General features: G+C 43.8%; 16 protein-coding genes. 6 read left to right on the plus strand and 10 right to left on the minus strand.

Annotated features, from left to right (window positions below):
- Window positions 1-154 precede the first annotated feature (154 nt).
- The 4 genes from pntB to INR79_RS24435 form a co-directional block, all read right to left on the minus strand.
- Window positions 155-1,549, minus strand: a complete 1,395-nt coding sequence (gene pntB / locus INR79_RS24420) for a Re/Si-specific NAD(P)(+) transhydrogenase subunit beta (protein WP_223097359.1) — start codon at window positions 1,547-1,549, stop codon at window positions 155-157.
- 11 nt (window positions 1,550-1,560) lie between these two features.
- The gene (gene pntA, locus INR79_RS24425; protein ID WP_004404841.1) at window positions 1,561-3,114 is read right to left on the minus strand and encodes a Re/Si-specific NAD(P)(+) transhydrogenase subunit alpha; all 1,554 of its coding nucleotides are present in this window, start codon (window positions 3,112-3,114) and stop codon (window positions 1,561-1,563) included.
- A gap of 290 nt (window positions 3,115-3,404) precedes the next feature.
- Window positions 3,405-3,686, minus strand: a complete 282-nt coding sequence (locus tag INR79_RS24430) for an HlyU family transcriptional regulator (protein ID WP_022604929.1) — start codon at window positions 3,684-3,686, stop codon at window positions 3,405-3,407.
- Window positions 3,687-3,696: 10 nt separating this feature from the next.
- The gene (locus INR79_RS24435; RefSeq protein WP_004404837.1) at window positions 3,697-4,065 is read right to left on the minus strand and encodes a late competence development ComFB family protein; all 369 of its coding nucleotides are present in this window, start codon (window positions 4,063-4,065) and stop codon (window positions 3,697-3,699) included.
- Window positions 4,066-4,321: 256 nt separating this feature from the next.
- On the opposite strand from INR79_RS24435, the gene INR79_RS24440 reads away from it, so the two are divergent.
- The 3 genes from INR79_RS24440 to INR79_RS24450 all read left to right on the plus strand — a co-directional run bounded on the left by INR79_RS24440 (window position 4,322) and on the right by INR79_RS24450 (window position 7,531).
- A complete protein-coding gene (locus tag INR79_RS24440; protein WP_022561447.1) occupies window positions 4,322-5,557 on the plus strand; it encodes a GGDEF domain-containing protein in 1,236 nt (411 codons plus the stop codon).
- A gap of 178 nt (window positions 5,558-5,735) precedes the next feature.
- Complete coding sequence (locus INR79_RS24445) at window positions 5,736-5,948, plus strand: cold-shock protein (RefSeq protein ID WP_004404830.1); 213 nt, start codon at window positions 5,736-5,738, stop codon at window positions 5,946-5,948.
- 134 nt (window positions 5,949-6,082) lie between these two features.
- Complete coding sequence (locus INR79_RS24450; RefSeq protein WP_223097361.1) at window positions 6,083-7,531, plus strand: protein adenylyltransferase SelO; 1,449 nt, start codon at window positions 6,083-6,085, stop codon at window positions 7,529-7,531.
- A gap of 33 nt (window positions 7,532-7,564) precedes the next feature.
- On the opposite strand, the gene INR79_RS24455 is transcribed toward INR79_RS24450, so the two are convergent.
- Window positions 7,565-8,515, minus strand: a complete 951-nt coding sequence (locus tag INR79_RS24455; RefSeq protein WP_004404823.1) for a diguanylate cyclase — start codon at window positions 8,513-8,515, stop codon at window positions 7,565-7,567.
- A 142-nt stretch (window positions 8,516-8,657) separates the two neighbouring features.
- Here INR79_RS24455 and INR79_RS24460 point away from each other — a divergent pair, with 142 nt between their 5' ends.
- Both INR79_RS24460 and INR79_RS24465 read left to right on the plus strand, forming a co-directional pair.
- Window positions 8,658-9,095: a DUF3069 domain-containing protein gene (locus INR79_RS24460; RefSeq protein WP_004404821.1), complete on the plus strand. Its 438-nt coding sequence runs from the start codon at window positions 8,658-8,660 to the stop codon at window positions 9,093-9,095.
- Between the two features lie 203 nt (window positions 9,096-9,298).
- On the plus strand, window positions 9,299-10,306 hold the full coding sequence (locus INR79_RS24465) for an OmpA family protein (RefSeq protein WP_223097363.1): 1,008 nt from the start codon (window positions 9,299-9,301) through the stop codon (window positions 10,304-10,306).
- A 72-nt stretch (window positions 10,307-10,378) separates the two neighbouring features.
- Here the strand turns inward: INR79_RS24465 and INR79_RS24470 are convergent, their stop codons facing one another.
- Window positions 10,379-12,409, minus strand: coding sequence for a TonB-dependent siderophore receptor (locus INR79_RS24470; protein WP_223097365.1), 2,031 nt, complete (start codon window positions 12,407-12,409; stop codon window positions 10,379-10,381).
- 121 nt (window positions 12,410-12,530) lie between these two features.
- Between INR79_RS24470 and INR79_RS24475 the strand changes: the two genes are divergently transcribed.
- Window positions 12,531-13,529 carry a helix-turn-helix transcriptional regulator gene (locus INR79_RS24475; RefSeq protein WP_223097366.1) on the plus strand — a complete coding sequence of 333 codons (999 nt, stop codon included), beginning with the start codon at window positions 12,531-12,533 and terminating at the stop codon, window positions 13,527-13,529.
- Here INR79_RS24475 and modC read toward each other — a convergent pair.
- Genes modC through INR79_RS24495 form a run of 4 tightly spaced genes read right to left on the minus strand, consistent with a single transcriptional unit; the run spans window position 13,516 to window position 17,529 of the window.
- On the minus strand, window positions 13,516-14,613 hold the full coding sequence (modC, locus tag INR79_RS24480) for a molybdenum ABC transporter ATP-binding protein ModC (RefSeq protein ID WP_223097367.1): 1,098 nt from the start codon (window positions 14,611-14,613) through the stop codon (window positions 13,516-13,518). The genes INR79_RS24475 and modC overlap by 14 nt on opposite strands.
- On the minus strand, window positions 14,610-15,314 hold the full coding sequence (gene modB, locus INR79_RS24485) for a molybdate ABC transporter permease subunit (protein WP_022561453.1): 705 nt from the start codon (window positions 15,312-15,314) through the stop codon (window positions 14,610-14,612). Before modB ends, modC begins: the two co-directional genes overlap by 4 nt.
- Window positions 15,314-16,084: a molybdate ABC transporter substrate-binding protein gene (modA, locus tag INR79_RS24490; RefSeq protein ID WP_410482904.1), complete on the minus strand. Its 771-nt coding sequence runs from the start codon at window positions 16,082-16,084 to the stop codon at window positions 15,314-15,316. Before modA ends, modB begins: the two co-directional genes overlap by 1 nt.
- The gene (locus INR79_RS24495; RefSeq protein WP_223097369.1) at window positions 16,054-17,529 is read right to left on the minus strand and encodes a cobyric acid synthase; all 1,476 of its coding nucleotides are present in this window, start codon (window positions 17,527-17,529) and stop codon (window positions 16,054-16,056) included. Before INR79_RS24495 ends, modA begins: the two co-directional genes overlap by 31 nt.
- Window positions 17,530-17,554: the final 25 nt, after the last annotated feature.

Below are 17,554 nucleotides of genomic sequence, written 5' to 3' on the forward strand. Positions count from 1 at the left end.
AACTGCGGCTCGGCGTTATTAACCAATACCTGACATTTGCTGTGTTTATGGTCACCCTTCTTACATTCATCTAACATTGTGACGGCGTCACCTATTTCAATAAGAAAAAAGGGAACCCGATGGTTCCCTTCTATTAATAGAGGTTTTCAGCGATTTATAGGTGTGCTGAAATCTGTAAACAAGATTCCTTAGCATCTCCGAACAGCATCTGTGTGTTCTCTTTAAAGAACAACGGATTCTGAACGCCTGCATAGCCTGTATTCATCGAACGTTTGAAGACAACAACATTCTGAGCATTCCAGACCTCAAGGACAGGCATACCTGCAATCGGGCTGTTTGGATCTTCTTGCGCTGCTGGGTTAACAGTGTCATTAGCGCCGATAACCAAAACTGTATCAGTTTCGGAGAAGTCGTCGTTAATTTCATCCATTTCTAGAACGATGTCATATGGCACTTTCGCCTCTGCCAGCAAAACGTTCATGTGACCAGGTAAACGCCCAGCTACTGGGTGGATACCAAATCGCACTTCGACACCATGTGAACGAAGCTTTTCAGTAATTTCATACACTGGATACTGCGCTTGAGCTACTGCCATACCGTATCCAGGAGTGATGATTACTGACTTAGAGTTTTTCAGCATTTCAGCTACTTCTTCCGCTGATGCCTCTCTGTGCTCGCCCTGTTCTTCGTCGCCACTAGAAATAGAAACTTCTTGACCAAATCCACCAGCAATGACACTGATGAAGGAGCGATTCATCGCTTTACACATGATGTAAGAAAGAATCGCACCTGAAGAACCAACCAAAGCACCAGTTACAATCAGAAGATCGTTGGCTAACATAAATCCTGCAGCAGCTGCAGCCCAACCTGAGTAAGAGTTAAGCATGGACACCACTACTGGCATGTCTGCACCACCAATCGATGCGACTAAGTGGTAACCGAAAACAAAAGCAATCAGCGTCATGACGATCAACGCAAGCATGCTTCCGTCTGCCTGAACGAAGTGAATCATCAGATAAGCAGAAACCACGATAGCAGCAAGGTTCATTTTATGCTTGTGTGGAAGGTTTAAAGCGGCAGAGTTGATCACACCTCGTAGCTTACCAAACGCTACAACAGAACCGGTAAATGTCACCGCACCAATAAACACACCTAGAAAGACTTCAACTAAATGGATAACGTGTTTAGCGTGTGCATCAACATCTGTTACTGCTATCGCCGGTGGATCGATGTAGCTGTTGTAGCCAACGAGTACTGCAGCCATACCTACAAAGCTGTGTAGGATCGCCACCAGTTCCGGCATTTCAGTCATTTCAACTTTTTTAGCGTAGTGGATACCAATTGCACCACCAATGATCATCGCTAGAATGATCCATACAACACCTGAAGTGTCAGGGCCAAATATTGTTGCGATAAGAGCAATTGCCATACCGGCAATGCCATAGTAATTCCCTGCTTTTGCAGATTCTTGCTTAGAAAGCCCCGCCAGACTCATGATAAAGAGAACAGCGGCAACAATGTAAGCGGCTTGTACTAATCCTGCAGACATTTCTTTCTCCTTTAATCTTTACGGAACATTTCAAGCATGCGTTTGGTCACGGTAAAGCCACCAAATATGTTAATGCTTGCAATCAATACGGCAATAAACGACAGGAAGGTGACGACACCGCTACCCTGACCTATCTGCAACAGAGCACCAACAACAATGATCCCTGAAATCGCATTTGTTACCGACATTAAAGGAGTATGGAGTGAATGAGATACGTTCCAAACCACGTAATAACCCACCACACACGCTAAGACGAATACTGTAAAGTGAGCGAGGAAATCAGCAGGTGCGACAGATGCAACCCAACCGAAAGCAAGGACACCTGCACCCATGGCGACAAGCTTCTTGAAAGGTGAACTCGGTTCTTCGACTTTTTCAACCGCTTGTGGCTGAGGCTTAGGTTTTGCCTCTGGTTGAGCAGAAACCTGAATCGGTGGAGCTGGCCAGGTAATTTCACCCTCTTTAATTACGGTTACACCACGCAATACAACATCTTCAAAATCGATATCGATATTGCCGTCTTTTTCTTTACACAGAAGTTTGAGAAGGTTAACCAGATTGGTTCCGTAAAGTTGAGAAGACTGGGTAGGAAGGCGTCCAACCATATCGGTATAACCGACAACTTTCACACCATTTTCAGTGGTAATTACTTGGTCCGCAACCGTATATTCACAGTTACCACCGTTAGCCGCAGCCAAATCAACAATCACGCTACCCGCCTTCATACTGTCTACCATTTCTTTGGTAATCAGTTTTGGAGCAGGTCGACCAGGAATTAATGCGGTAGTTACAATGATATCGACGTCTTTAGCCTGTTCAGCGTAAAGCTCTGCCGCTTTCTTGTTGAACTCATCAGACATTTCTTTAGCGTAACCGTCGCCGGAACCAGAATTTTCTTTGAAGTCTACTTCGAGGAATTCTGCGCCCATAGACTGGACTTGCTCTTTTACTTCTGGACGAACATCAAACGCTCTTACGATTGCGCCAAGGCTTCCCGCTGCACCGATAGCAGCCAAGCCCGCAACGCCAGCCCCAGCAACAAGTACTTTAGCTGGTGGTACTTTACCTGCCGCAGTAATTTGACCAGTAAAGAAACGGCCAAATTCATGAGCTGCTTCTACCACAGCTCGGTAGCCCGCAATATTTGCCATGGAGCTTAAAGCGTCTAATGCCTGAGCTCTGGAAATACGAGGAACTGCATCCATTGCCATTACGTTAATTTTTTTGGAGGACAACTTTTCCATCAACGCTTCATTTTGAGCAGGCCAAATAAAGCTTATTAAACTCGCGCCTTCCTTGATCAAATCAAACTCATCGGTCCCTGTACTTGGGTCGATGTCAGGAGCATTCACTTTAAGAATCAAGTCGCTGGACCATACTTCTTCTTTAGTAACTACTTTTGCTCCGGCAGCTTCGAAGGCAGCATCATCAAAACTCGCCAGTACCCCAGCCTGGCTCTCGACTGAGACATCAAATCCCAGTTTTAATAACTGCTCAACCGTTTTCGGCGTTGCAGCCACTCGCGTTTCACCCGCGAGCGTTTCTTTAGGCACACCAATTTGCATAGCTATTCCCTACTAAATGCACAATTAATATTCATTTTTTATCTAACGACAGAGCTAAGTTCAAGTAAAGTGAAAGAAAAATACAGTTTTTCATTACATATAACCCTATGGAATGAGATTTCCCTGCCATTAGTTTGTTAAAAAACAACGCAATTCAATTTGTTTAAGACGCTCGTCACTCAAAAAGTTTTGAAAAATTCAAAAACAAATAAAAGAGCCATTAAGCATACTGCTTAATGGCTCGCAAAAAGGTGACTAAAATCAATTCGATGTGCTGCAAAAAAACTATTTTAGTTGAAAATGCTGTCGCCCATTTGGTCAATAAACATCTGAGCTTTCTTTAGCATGAACTCATTTGCATCTTGTTCACTGGCTAGAACATCTGATCGTATGAAGGTGTGTGTTTTCACTTCTCCAGATTCAAACACCTTGGTGATTCGACCTGCGATTCGGTATTGACCACCTTCCGCTTTAGGCTCCTGATAAATCAGGTAACCTTTGTATTCCACTGGCTCAGCTTCCTTAGCAACTTGTTCTTTCGAACCGCCAAATAAACGAGAGAAGAGTCCCACTACTTACTCCTTAATCATCTTTCTTTTTAAGAATAGGTACTTCGTACCACTCTAATTCATCGTCATCGTGGCGTCTAGGTTTGGTAAAGACAACCGGAACGTTGTCTTCGGTTCGTCTTCTGCGATCGTCTTTGATCATGCTTTCAGAGGCTTGAAGCGCGTCGTTCACCTGTTTTCTCAGAACAACCAGCCGCTCTTCGGGCAAGGCTGAAAGAAAATCAATGTCGTGTCTTATGTAGATGGGACGGAGTTGGTTAAGCGCAATACAAGCCAAATCCGCTAGCTGTTCACTGTCGTATGCGTCTGCGTAATCAGGATCACCCAGTCGATTTCCCACTAACGTTTCCATATAGTTATGCACATCAACGCTTATTTTCATCTATGTACTTCCCTATCCTTCATTGACAATATTCCCAGTAATCACAATAAGTTACTCAAGTAAAAAGAAATTGTGGCTTACTGACATCCAGAATTATTCACTTTGTATCATAAAAATTGAGGCAAATGCGCGCTAATACGCTATTTTTCATAATAAGTTTAGCAAAACGCTTGGAAATTATGGGAATAAAAGTATCCTATTCCTTTAAGCTGATCCGGCTGTATGTGGCTGCTGTCGACGGATTTTTTGAACAATAATGACTATCCCTGCAATTAATGCAAATCTGGTTCGATTTCTCTTTCCTCTATTCCTGGTAACAGGCGTTTTGTATGGCATCGACTACCTCACTCCTTTAGTCAGCCAGAATCAGGGTGCAATCGGTTTTCTCCCTTATGTGCTGTTTTCTATCGCTTTAGTGTTGTGCCATAGCTTCAATCAAGGGCGTATGGGCATGATAGCGGTCGCCATGATGCTCGCCTATCTTGTTATCCAGGAAAGATTACAAGTTCCACTAAATACTGGAACAACGAAACTGGAATTCTCAATCTTGGCATTTCTAATGCCCGTTTCTTGTATGACGGTCTATCTGTTTCCAAATAAACGTTTTTTTTCAAATACCGGGCTTGCCTATCTCGCACTGCTTGGTCTTTTTATTGGCTGGGCTTTTCTTACTGTTGAGCACTTTTCAGTAAATGGTATGGAAGAACTGTGGGATGGCGTTCTTTTCAGCCTCCCCCAAGTATCCAAGCTGCCTTTTTTGGCTGTGCTCTATAGCGTGATTTTCGTGGGAGTCTCTGCCATCATGGTGTTAACACGCCGTGAAGCATTGGACTATGCCGTTTACAACTGCCTTCTTTTGTCCACCGTTACCTTTGGCTTTTTCCAGATATCTTTTATCTCTGCTGTGTTCTTTTCACTTGCCGGAGTCCTTTTGATCTACAACATCATGTCGACAAGTCATTCTCTCGCTTTCATTGACCAGCTTACTGAAATTCCGAGTCGACGTGCGTTAGAAAATGAAATGGGACATCTGGGTCGGAGCTATTCAATCGCTATGCTGGATGTGGATCATTTTAAAAAGTTTAATGACACTCACGGACATGATACCGGCGATGACGTTTTACGACTGGTTGCGAAGCAATTGAAAAAAGTCGAAGGTAAAGCGAAAGTTTATCGTTATGGCGGTGAAGAGTTTACGGTGTTGTTTAAAGGAAAATCAGCAGAAGAAACCATGCAATTCTTAGAAGACCTTAGAGAAAGCGTTGCCGATTACGATATGATTGTGCGTAACCGCTCAGACAGACCAAAAGACGACAAGCTTGGCTCAAAAAAGCGCGGTTCCACCAGTTCAGAGAAAACCGTAAACGTCACGATCAGTATTGGAGTTGCAGACAACTCTGAAATCAAGCACCCGAAGAAAGTACTGAAAGCGGCAGACGAAGCCTTGTATAAGGCGAAGAAAAAGGGTCGTAACTGCGTAGTTTGTAGTTAACTCTTTTGATATCTCTCTTTTTTTTCGCACATTCTATAACATTCTTACCACTAACATGGTCTAAGATCACACCTTTAAATTGTTCATTCATTATTCACTAGCCTCTATTCCGACTTTATTGTAAGTTCGATTTTGCAGCTAACAATCTGCATCAATTTGTATATAGAAGAGTTTAATTATGAGTCAAAAAGTCAATGGCACGGTAAAGTGGTTTAACCAAGATAAAGGTTTCGGATTCATCACTCCTGAAGCGGGTGGTAAAGACGTATTTGTTCATTTTTCTGCTATTCAGGGTACGGGACGTCGTAATCTGGAAGACGGGCAGAAAGTATCGTTTGTTGTGACAGACGGACAAAAAGGACCTCAAGCCGAAGACGTCAGTGCCATCTGATTATTATTAGCTTGCTGCTAGTTAGAAGAGCCACCTTATTGAGGTGGCTTTTTCATATCCACAATATATCTGCGTTTTTCACTTGCTACCCCTATGCTACGATGACGTCATCAGACTTTGCATGAGACCGCAGTATGCACACCTATAAAGGCGCTAAGCTCTCACACCCATACACCCATTTGCCTTCTCACTTTTTTTCTAAGGTAACACCGACCCCTCTTGAAAACGTTCGGTGGGTTGATTGGAACGAAAAGCTGGCTGTAGAACTAGGACTACCTGAATCACCAGATGGCGAGCTGCTGGATCTGCTCTCAGGTAATTCTGTATTAGACGCTTTCCCGCCTTTAGCGATGAAATACGTCGGTCACCAGTTCGGTGCATATAACCCTGATCTCGGTGACGGGCGCGGACTGCTCCTCTTTCAAGTTGATACTGATGGTAAAAGCTATGATATTCACATAAAAGGCGCGGGGTTGACCCCATACTCACGGCAAGGTGACGGACGAGCCGTTCTTCGTTCCAGCATTCGTGAATATCTCATGTCAGAAGCCCTGCACGGGCTTGGAATTCCAAGCACTCGAGCACTGGCCTTATTTACAAGCGATACACCTGTTTACAGAGAAGAAATCGAAACTGGTGCAATATGCGTACGCGTTGCAACTACCCATATCCGGTTCGGTCACTTTGAATATCTGTACTACACCAATCAGATTGAAGACTTAAAGCAATTTACAGGTTTCGTTATTGACCATCATTTTCCCAACATTACGGACGAACCCAACCCATATTTGGCAATGTTTCAGGAAGTCGTCTCCAGGACTGCATCAATGATTGCAAAATGGCAGTCTATTGGTTTCGCGCATGGGGTTATGAATACCGACAACATGTCTATATTAGGGGAAACTTTTGATTTTGGCCCTTTTGGGATGATGGAAAATTTCGATCCGAGTTTCATTTGCAACCATTCTGACTATCAGGGTCGCTATGCTTTTGACAATCAACCGTCTATTGGTCTTTGGAACCTCACTGCATTAGCACAGGCACTTTCACCGCTTATCGCTAAAGAAGATCTTCAGAAAACGCTGGATACCTACTACACCACTCTAACTAAGGAATACAGCGTTTTAATGAGGAATAAACTTGGTTTACTGGAATCAAAACCAGAGGATACTGAACTCTTCAATCGTCTTTTCGCTTTAATGAAAGAAAACCAAGCGGATTACACAAATACCTTCAGGGCTCTGTCAAACGTAGATAAGGTGGGTAAAAGCGCATTCTTGGCAGAGTTTAAAGATAGTGACTCCGCTCTAGAATGGTTTAGCTCATACCTAGAACGACTTAGAAGTGAGGAAAGTAATGAAAAGTTACGATGTAACCAAATGCGAACTCACAACCCTAAGTACATCTTAAGAAATTACATGGCTCAAACGGCTATTGAACGCGCTCAGGAAGGTGATTTTTCAGAAGTGAAACGATTGAAGAAGCTACTAGACTTCCCATTTGATGAGAATTCAGGAACTGAGGAAGATACTAAGCCCGCTCCAGAATGGGCACAAGGGCTAGCGCTGAGCTGTTCTTCCTAACTCATTAGGATCTTTGTTCGAAATCCGTGAATCTTACCCTGTCGCATATCTGTCTCGTCCCTCCGCCTTGGCTTTATAGAGTAAGACGTCTGCAGCACTGTAGACGTCTTCAACCGTCTCTCGTCCGGTAGGAATAAAGGAGTACACACCTTGTGACAGGGTCACATAGTTACTTGTAGAAGACTTAGAATGCGGGATACCCAACGAATGAATAGATCGATGAATACGTTCAGCTTGCTTTAGCGCATCTTCTTGATCGGCATTACTGACAATAACGATAAATTCTTCACCACCATATCGCCCCACCAATTCTCCTGAACGCGCAAAGCATTTATCTAGGGTTGACGCTATTTGCTGTAAACAGTTGTCTCCTTCAATATGCCCATAGTGGTCGTTGTAAGCTTTGAAATGATCGACATCCAGCAAAATGACCGTGAGTGGTAACTGATGTCGACCATGCCAAGATACCATGTCTCTCAATTCCTTATCGACATAGCGACGGTTATAAACCTGGGTAAGTCCATCTTCATTGGCTTGCTGTTGCAAATGCATATTCACTTGTTCAAGCTGCGAAGTCACCAGTTTAAGTTCTCGCCTCATTTGGGCGATCCGCTGCATCGCATTCATCTTTGCGCCTAAAACCAGTTTGTTTACAGGCTTAACCAGATAGTCATCGCCCCCAGTTTCAATGGCTTTAGCGATAGTCTCTGGTTCTTCATGGCTACTTAGGAAGATGATAGGAACCCACTCTTCAAACCGACTCCGAATCTCATGGGCAACTTCAAACCCATCCATCTCAGGCATGTTGATATCAAGTAATATGAGTTCCGGGTCAAATGAGGTGTACATCTCCAAAGCTTGTTGTCCGCTTTCTACTACTTCCACAATATGACCCAACTGTTTGAGGCGAATGGCAAGTTGCATTCGCTCAAATTGAAGATCATCAACCAACAGTACCCGCATAGACGTATTCGGAGATTTCATAAACTCTTGCTGTTATAATTTCACTCGGTATGAAATGAATATAGCATGCGACGCGCAACGCCCCCTAGATATTGTCAGTAATTTGTTGACTTTTATCGCGATATTCCTAGGATGTGCCCTTTTGAAGTAACAGGAAATTTTTATGTCAAACGAAACACCAAATACTGAACAGAAAGTCGACTTGTCCGCAGTGTCTGCAGAATTACGCCAAGTTATTGAGTTTGACAATGTTCCTGAAGAAATGTACCTGATGGTGACATCTATACATGAGGTGTCCGAAGAAGCAGTAAGAGAAGCTTGGGATGCCCTTCCTGCAAGTGCACAAAATGTACTAGATAACTTTGAGCAGTTTCATGCCCTGATTTCTGTAAGTCAGGCATTCGCAGGCCTAAATGTTATGGAAGAGTTTCCAACTCTGAACCTTCCAAAGGACATGACAGAGGAAGAAAAAGAAGACTATCGCGCCTCTCTTTTGGATCAAGTACTTCACAATTGCGTTAAGGACATGACCAAACAACTTAAGAAAGCACGACGAGATGCCATACTTAAACGTGACTTCAATCAGGTATTTCTTAAGTAAACACTGAAAACTTTCATAAAAAGGTCGCAATTCGCGGCCTTTTGTCTATTTTGAGCTGTAGAACAAAAGCGTCTTGATTATGAGATTGAAAATACAATTCTCATTGGGAGTTTTGCTTTCCTGAAATTGGATTCTCATAATGATGCCTGATTATAACAATCTGTACACATAATCGCATTGTATATTATAAAAAGGAATTATCTATGAAAAAGCAGTTAGTTGTTCTTACGCTACTTTCATCGTTACCGTTTACTGCCAGCTCTCAAATCTACATTGGTGGTAAAGCCGGGGCATCCTCTTTAAGCAATTCCTGTGCTGTCGACAGTAATTGTGATGATGCTAGCTCAGCGTTTGGTGCTTATGTTGGCTACCAACTATTAGACAATGTAGCCTTAGAGTTGGGTTACGATGACTACGGTAAATTTGTTTCTAATTACCAAAATGGTGGCACTCTGGATGTTATTGATGGCTCTATGACAGCCATTACTTTCGCTCCAAAGTTCAACATACCTCTAACGGACGATCTGGATTTCTTCAGTAAACTGGGTGCAGGATACTCACAATACGAAGAAGCAAAAGACGATTTAAATCTTTTGGCTGGATTAGGATTTGAAGGAAAACTAACGGAAGCACTGCGTGCGCGTATCGAATATCAACTTATGACCGAAATAAATGCAGGTCCTGCTGACGATACAGTTGCAAGCATGTTTACACTGGGTTTGAACTACCACTTCGGTGTTAAAACACCAGAGCCGGTTGCTAAGGTTGAACCACGTCCGGCTCCAGAGCCGAAACCTGAGCCAGCGCCAGTTGTTGAAGAGAAAAAACCAGAGCCGCCTAAAAAGCAGACTATTACATTCCAGTCACAGCAAGACGTTAGCCTGTTTGAAACAGGTAGCAGCAAGCTAAGTGCTGCTGGTACTCGTCGCTTTGAGTCTGTTGCCACTCTGCTAACCACTTACCCTCAATCTAAAGTGGATGTAGTTGGTCACACAGATAGCCGTGGTAGCGCTAAATTCAACCAGAAACTTTCTGAGCAACGTGCTCAGGCGGTTGCTGACTACCTGATTGCTAAAGGCGTAGATCCAAGCCGTATCACTGTTAAAGGTGAAGGTGAAGCTAACCCGGTGGCATCAAACGACACAGCTGCAGGACGGGAACAAAACCGTCGTGTAGAAGTGACAATCGAAGAATTTACTGTTGAAGAGTAAATTGACCTGAATAAAGTAACGGCTCCCATATTGGGAGCCGTTTTTTATTGCTTCTTCAGACTCTTTCCCAGATTAGAACTGGTAAGCAACCGACAGCTTCACATTTCGTCCTGGTTCTAAATCATCCAAAGCGAACTCCGAACCATTTCTTAGTTTCGAACTGCCAGTGGTAGACGCATGAGAAACGTAAGCAGCATCGAATAAGTTATCGATTCCAAAAGTCAGTGCTAGCCCTTCTACCTGACTAGGTGCCCATTGTGCGTAGAGTTTATGAACGTTGTAGGCCTCTTTCGCTGGTTTACCTTCCAGTACATTGGATTCTTCAAATACAAAGTTAGAGTTCCAACCTACCAACAGATCCAAGTCATAAGCAGCATACTCAAAGTTTAATGAAACACTGTCACCGATATCGGTACTTCTCGCCGAGCGATCTTGTGTATTGATAGGCTCGCCAGATTCCAAAAACTTGTTGTTAGATCGTGAGTAAGACACGCGTGTTAGCAACGCATCGTATGCATAATTAACGCTGGCTTCGAAACCAGTGAATTCTGCGTCATCAACATTTTGGAATTCGTAGCTGACTGCTCTTGAAGGGTCTACGTCACGCTTAAGAATGTAATCATTTACCCTTGTCTGGAACAGAGTCAGGTTTGCACCCAATGTGTGAGCGCCAAATTCCTGGTTGAACTTAACACCACCCTGATGGTTGTAACCTGTTTCAGGTTTCAAGTCTTGAGCGAGTTTTGCTTCGTAATTGATGAAAGTTTCAATGAGTTCTGGTGCTTTGAACAGAGTCTTAGTACTTGCAAATAGAGTGATGTTACTCGTGACATACCAATCTACTGCTCCTGCCCAAGTAACCTTGTTGTAAGAACTATTATCGAGCTTAGTCTCGCGATCGATGTAGTCGTATCTGGCGCCAATGGTCACATCAACACTCTCAACCACCTTAGTTTTGTCTTCTAGGTAGATGGCGTGAGAACTCAGACTTGCCTCATTTGTGTCACCTTTCGCATACTCGTTCTCAGTATCTTGTTTTTTATACTCATAGCCATAGACGAGAGTTTGATCGAGACCAGACAGTGCCAGGTTTGATTGACCTTTCACCTGGGCACCAGTATTCGTATTTTTGCCGGTATTTTCGCCGACACGATCGGCTGGCCAGAAACCTGAAACACCGACTTCATTACGGTAAAGATCGATTTTGTTCTGATACAAAGAGGCTTCTAAAAGATGCTTTTCTGTAGTCCACTCATAGCCAAGAGTGTATGTGTGACGAGTATAGCGAGTGTCGATCAATGCGTCTTTTGAGCGAGTTGCGTTCCCCGCAGCGCCCCAGTTAGGCCGAGGGTTGTAGTCACCATGATCTTTGTAGTAATCGTATGAGAACTCGATACGTTGAGTATCGCTAAGATCCCAACCCGCCTTGGCTAGCAAGTTGTTCACTTTACCCTCTGCACCGAAAGTTTCGTCTCCGTTACCATCTTTGAAGTTGTCGCGTTTGATGCCGTATAGGTAAACCAAAGCGTCTGCATTTTCACCCAGCTTGCCATAGGTTGTTAAAGACCCAGTAGCAAAAGCGTTGGAGCCATAACCACCGTAAATACGCGCTCCAAAAGTTTCGTCGTAGCGCAGAAGATCTTTAGCATCTTTGGTTTCAAAATAAACTGCACCACCAAGGGCTCCGCTCGTTACTGAGTTCGCACCTACCTGAATGTCAGCAGATTTAATGATATCTGGATTGAGCGTGAGATTTCCGACGTGGTGGAACATGTTTGCATTCTGTGAAGCACCATCGAGTCGAATATCGAGATCCGTTTCACCCATTCCGCGAATGTTAATACGCTGGTTAACCGAATGCGTACCGCCCACATCCACACCTGGGATGTCACGCAATAAGTCAGACATATGATCAGCTTGCTTTAATGCAAAATCGTCAGAGCTTAGTGCTTCAGAGCTACTGTTTACGCTTGCTCCCCATACCATAACTTCTTCAAGGTGAGATTTAGATTCCTCTGCCAAAACAGCAGAAGGAGCACAAATACCTGCTACAGCGAGGCTTAACATCGTTCTACGCACTTTTATTGAACGAAACTTGTCCATGATTTACCACATCCTAGTTCATAAATGATAATTATTCGCAGATATGGTATTTGCTGATATTATTATTGGAAAGAATAAACCCTTATCCAAAATCGCTAAAATATTATTAGGAATATACAAGATGACATCCGCTAATGATGTTTCCAAAACACCGTTACGCGAGCCAGTTGCTATCACCCAATTCGTAGATTCAGGTTCCGAAAAACAGAGCGTTATTACGTGTAATCAGTCTAAGCCAGACGTGCTTGTAGAAGGACAATTTGTCAGTTACCAGTCCAAGGATGGTATAACCGTTCATGGAGGCGAAACTTTAGATCTTGCATCACGACATATTGTTGCCACCTCGCCCTCATCTGTCATTATTACCGTCCTTTTGAAAGGCAAACTGGTATTCGGCTACGATGATTTGCACTTTGAGCTTGATGCCATTAATACGCCTCAGGCTGTTGTTACCAACCTTAAAAAGCCTGCCACATTTCATAAGCGAACGTTGAAAGGCAACTGCGTTGAGAAGATCAATATCGTGATCAAACCAGAATGGTTTAACGCAAGGCTAGAGCTGTCTTCCGACGACTCGCTCTGGGCATTTTTAAACGCTGACAAGTCGCATCAAATCATCAATATCGATCAGAATATTTTGTCCTTGATTCAACCAATTTTAGACATGCGAAAACCTCAGTCTCTAACCGAAACTTTGATGTTTGAGTCCCACGCACTCCAGGTAATGTCTTTGGTTTTTGAGCAGGTAGCTTCGGGGGTTCACGCATCCAATCAGCGCGAACAACCTTTTCAGTTTAATGGGGACATCACACACCTTATTACGTATCTGGAATCCAAACTGGATGAAGATCTTACGCTTGAAACTATCGCATCTTATGCGGCAATGAGTGTTTCTAATCTACAAAGGCGTTTTAAACAAGAGGTGGGATACACGGTTCTGGGTTACATACGCTATAGACGATTAGCAAGAGCGAAACAGGCATTAGATCAAGGGTACAAAACCATAACAGAAGCGGCGTATGACGCGGGTTACCAACACCCTTCAAACTTTACCAACGCCTTCAAAAAGCAGTTTGGCTACTCTCCCAGTGATAGCATGTCACTGGTCAATGCTGGATAACATCCCTTTGAGTAACACTCACGCCTTTGATTTGGGCGTAGACGGTATCTCCGACTTTTAACGAGAGATCGTCTGCAGCCCATTGGGTTATGTTGCACCAAAGTGAGCACTCTTCATTAAGTAAAAGCCGTATTGAAACGCTTTGTCTGTCAGGTGCCGGGCTCTGGGATTCGATCTCTCCTACTTCTGCTCTGATCACATTTCGAATGGACGTATCTTTAGGCTCCGTTAAGCACACTGACACATCGTTTGCCCTTACCTGAACTCGAACAGACGCCCCACATTCGGCATCAACTTTTTGCACCCACAGAAATCGGTTCTCGCACAACATAAGCTGAGAAAGTGAATATAGGTCGTGATGTTGTTTTACTGTGGCATCAAACAGCGTGCTTTGCTCGGAAAAAGACTGCCACGGTCGCATGGCTTTCGAATCCCATACCGAAACCAGCGGTCCTGAGGCTTCTAACATTCCGTTATTAAGAAGAAGCATGTGATCAGCAAGCCTGATAATTTCACTCAAGCTGTGAGTAACATAGACAATAGGAATCTGAATATCCTGAGCAAGCTTTTCTAAGAATGGCATAACCTCTCGTTTTCGAGGTAAATCAAGCGAAGCCAATGGCTCATCCATAAGTAACAGCGCCGGTTTTGATAACAGCGCTCGACCTATTGCCACTCTTTGTTTTTCACCACCAGACAGTGAAAAAGGCTTTCTGTCTAGTAAGTGGTTGAGTTCAAGTAAATTACAGATTGACTGAAAATGACTATGATCTGATTCCTTTACACCATAAAGAAGATTGCCTTTAACAGAATAATGAGGAAACAGGCGTGCATCTTGAAACACATAGCCTATGTTGCGTTTCTCAATAGGAGTATTTATTCGTTCCTGACTTGAATAGACGATGTCCCCATTTATAGACACCTCCCCTTCGTCAGGATTGGTCAACCCGGCAAGAACATTGATAAGAGAAGTTTTACCCGCCCCAGAGCGACCAAATACAGCCGTAACCCCTTTTTTGGGTAATTGAGTATCTACGTTGAGTAACAAGTCTCCGAGCTGGTGCTTAATTTTAAGAACAATCATCGGTTTGCCCTGCCAGCGTTTCCGATTTTACGATTAGCGCTTCTGGTCAGCGCTTCTGAAATGAGTAGAGATCCTAATGCGACAACAATGGAGATGACGCATAAACGGGCAGCCTCATATTCCATTCCGGGTGTTTCAATAAAACTGTACATGGCTAACGGCAGAGTTTGAGTCTCCCCTGGGATACTAGATACAAAACTGATGGTAGCGCCAAATTCTCCCAGGCTTCGGGCAAAAGCAAGCATCATCCCCGTGATGATCCCGGGTAGAATCAGAGGTAACGTGATGGTAAAGAACACTTTGATTGGTGAAGCCCCCAATGTTCTGGCTGCCAGTTCTAGTTTCCTATCTATGCTTTCTAAATTTAGTCGGATGGCTCGAACCATGAGAGGAAGTGAAACCACAGCAGACGCCAATACAGCCCCTTTCCAGTTGAAACTGAAAACTATCCCGAAAGTTTCATTAAGCCAGCTTCCCACAACCCCCTGTTTACCCATGACAACAAGTAGCAAATACCCAATGACGACAGGGGGTAATACAAGAGGCAAATGAATACAGGCATCGACCACACTTTTACCAAAAAAGTGTTTACGTGCCAGCAGCCACGCTATCCCCACACCAAAAGGTGTGAGCCATACAACGGCGTATATAGCGACTTTTAAGCTCAGAACAAGCGCTTCTAATTCAAAATCTGTCAGCATTAGTGTGATATCAAGAAACCGTATTTAGTCAGTATGGCTTTACCTTCATCTGAAAGTAAGTAACTTTGAAACAATCTAGCATCGTTCGAACCGGATACGTTGACCAATGGGTAAGTAATGTTGCGATGAAGTTGACTATCGAAAGCCATCAATTTAGTGACAGTGTCACTCTGCAAGGCATCCGTCTGATATACAATCGCCAAAGGCACTTCGCCTCTTTCGGCCAACGCTAATGCAACTCTCACGTTATTTGTTTGTGCAAGCCTGTTTTTCACTTCATCCCAGACATTCAGTGACTGAAGTGCTTCTTTAGCGTATATCCCAGCAGGGACGGCGTTGGGGTTGCCGATGGCAATACGGTCACTTTTAAGCACGGATTGCCACCACTTTTTTGAATCCAACTCTGCTGTTTCTATATTGCTATTGGCAGGTGAAACTAACACAAGTCGATTTTCAGCAAAGTCTGACTTTCTGTCTTTTGCTAGCTCTAGCTTATTCATCACGTAATCTGCCCAATTGGTATTGGCAGACAAATAAAGATCAGCAGGAGCGCCCTGAACAATCTGGCGCGCCAAAGAAGAAGAGCTAGAGAACACAGGTTTGATACTCAGACCCGTTTGTTCTTCATAGTTCTTTGCTAATTCGTTGATGACATTTGTCATAGACGAAGCAGCTAATATTCTGACTTCCGCACTAACCGCTCCAGTTGTTAAACAAACAATAAGAGCGAGTAATAACCTTAAACGTGTTTTGACCAATCTTTGCCCCAAAGCTTTTCTAAATCCATGTGATCTTCAATAGCGTCCGCAATGCGGTCTATCGCTTGCTCTTTGAGCAATTCAAAGTCAACAGGTGTTATCTCTTTACAACCCGCCCAATCCAAAATCAGTTGCATCGCTTCAGATTCTTCGAATATACCATGCAGGTAGCTGCCAAATATCTGATCGCACTTACTGATAACACCATCACTTTCGTTATTGTCTAGAGTAATTGGCTGAGATTCGTTGACTTGAGTCACGCCGGCATGAATCTCATAACCAGACACAGAAACAGTCTTGCCATTAAGGCTAAGTTGCCCACTCACGTTTTTAAGCTGTTTTTCTGGTAGTAGTATCGTTTCGGAATCAATTAGCCCCAAACCGTTACTGCTTCCTGTTTTACCTTCTATACCCTCTGGATCAGACAGTGTTTTACCCAGCATTTGATAACCACCGCAAATACCCATTATCTTTCCTCCCAGACGAATATGTCTGAGAATTTCTTTATCCCACCCCTGAGAGCGCAAATACGCAAGATCTTGGCGCACCGATTTCGTTCCGGGCAAAATGATGAGATCGGCTCCCTGCAGTGACTCGCCTTTTCCTACGTATTCAAAATCAATATCTGGATTGAGTCGAAGTGGATCAAAATCGGTGTGATTGCTGATTCTGGTAAGAACAGGGACTTTTACTTTAAACAATTGCTGATCTGAGCCTTTCACCTGTTCTGCGGTAATTGCATCTTCTGCTTCGAGATTCAGTCCATGTAGGTAAGGCAAAACCCCCAATACAGGTTTGCCTGTTTTTTCTTCTAACCAGTCCAAACCGGATTCCAAAAGCTTTATATCACCGCGAAAACGGTTGATGACAAACCCAACGACTCTGTCCTGCTCTGATTGAGAGAGTAAAGCAAGCGTGCCATACAAATGAGCAAAAACGCCACCACGGTCAATATCTGCAACAATGATGACAGGAACATCAGCTTTTTCTGCAAAACCCATGTTCGCGATATCATTTGCACGAAGGTTAATTTCTGCCGGGCTCCCAGCGCCTTCAATAACTACTGACTGAAATTCCTGTCGCAATCGACCAAACGAGTCCATGACACTGTCCATGGCAACTTTTTTGTAGTCATGGTAGCCCTTTGCTTCCATGTTGGTGATCGCTTTTCCCTGCAGAATCACCTGAGCACCAGTATCCGAGTTCGGTTTTAGTAAAACCGGGTTCATGTGGACAGTCGGTTCAACACGGCATGCCAGTGCCTGAACAGCCTGCGCTCTGCCGATTTCTCCCCCATCTTTGGTCACCGCACTGTTTAACGCCATGTTTTGTGGCTTAAAAGGGGCAACTTTTATCCCTTTTCTGGTAAGCACGCGGCATAAGCCTGCCACTAGTACCGATTTGCCGGCATCAGATGTGGTGCCTTGAACCATTAAAGCTTCAACTGCTGGGATCATAATCGCTTCATTTTATTGTTAATTT

It is taken from the genome of Vibrio sp. SCSIO 43132 (assembly GCF_019904195.1).
GTDB classification, from domain to species: domain Bacteria; phylum Pseudomonadota; class Gammaproteobacteria; order Enterobacterales; family Vibrionaceae; genus Vibrio; species Vibrio nigripulchritudo.

Excerpts from the sequence above, each read along its gene's own strand:
- INR79_RS24445 (WP_004404830.1), top strand. The coding sequence starts at position 5,736 with ATGAGTCAAAAAGTCAATGGCACGGTAAAGTGGTTTAACCAAGATAAA.
- INR79_RS24465 (WP_223097363.1), top strand. The coding sequence starts at position 9,299 with ATGAAAAAGCAGTTAGTTGTTCTTACGCTACTTTCATCGTTACCGTTT.
- pntA (WP_004404841.1), bottom strand. The coding sequence starts at position 3,114 with ATGCAAATTGGTGTGCCTAAAGAAACGCTCGCGGGTGAAACGCGAGTG.
- INR79_RS24450 (WP_223097361.1), top strand. The coding sequence starts at position 6,083 with ATGCACACCTATAAAGGCGCTAAGCTCTCACACCCATACACCCATTTG.
- INR79_RS24470 (WP_223097365.1), bottom strand. The coding sequence starts at position 12,409 with ATGGACAAGTTTCGTTCAATAAAAGTGCGTAGAACGATGTTAAGCCTC.
- INR79_RS24435 (WP_004404837.1), bottom strand. The coding sequence starts at position 4,065 with ATGAAAATAAGCGTTGATGTGCATAACTATATGGAAACGTTAGTGGGA.
- INR79_RS24440 (WP_022561447.1), top strand. The coding sequence starts at position 4,322 with ATGACTATCCCTGCAATTAATGCAAATCTGGTTCGATTTCTCTTTCCT.
- INR79_RS24460 (WP_004404821.1), top strand. The coding sequence starts at position 8,658 with ATGTCAAACGAAACACCAAATACTGAACAGAAAGTCGACTTGTCCGCA.
- pntB (WP_223097359.1), bottom strand. The coding sequence starts at position 1,549 with ATGTCTGCAGGATTAGTACAAGCCGCTTACATTGTTGCCGCTGTTCTC.
- INR79_RS24455 (WP_004404823.1), bottom strand. The coding sequence starts at position 8,515 with ATGAAATCTCCGAATACGTCTATGCGGGTACTGTTGGTTGATGATCTT.
- modC (WP_223097367.1), bottom strand. The coding sequence starts at position 14,613 with ATGATTGTTCTTAAAATTAAGCACCAGCTCGGAGACTTGTTACTCAAC.
- INR79_RS24495 (WP_223097369.1), bottom strand. The coding sequence starts at position 17,529 with ATGATCCCAGCAGTTGAAGCTTTAATGGTTCAAGGCACCACATCTGAT.
- INR79_RS24475 (WP_223097366.1), top strand. The coding sequence starts at position 12,531 with ATGACATCCGCTAATGATGTTTCCAAAACACCGTTACGCGAGCCAGTT.
- modB (WP_022561453.1), bottom strand. The coding sequence starts at position 15,314 with ATGCTGACAGATTTTGAATTAGAAGCGCTTGTTCTGAGCTTAAAAGTC.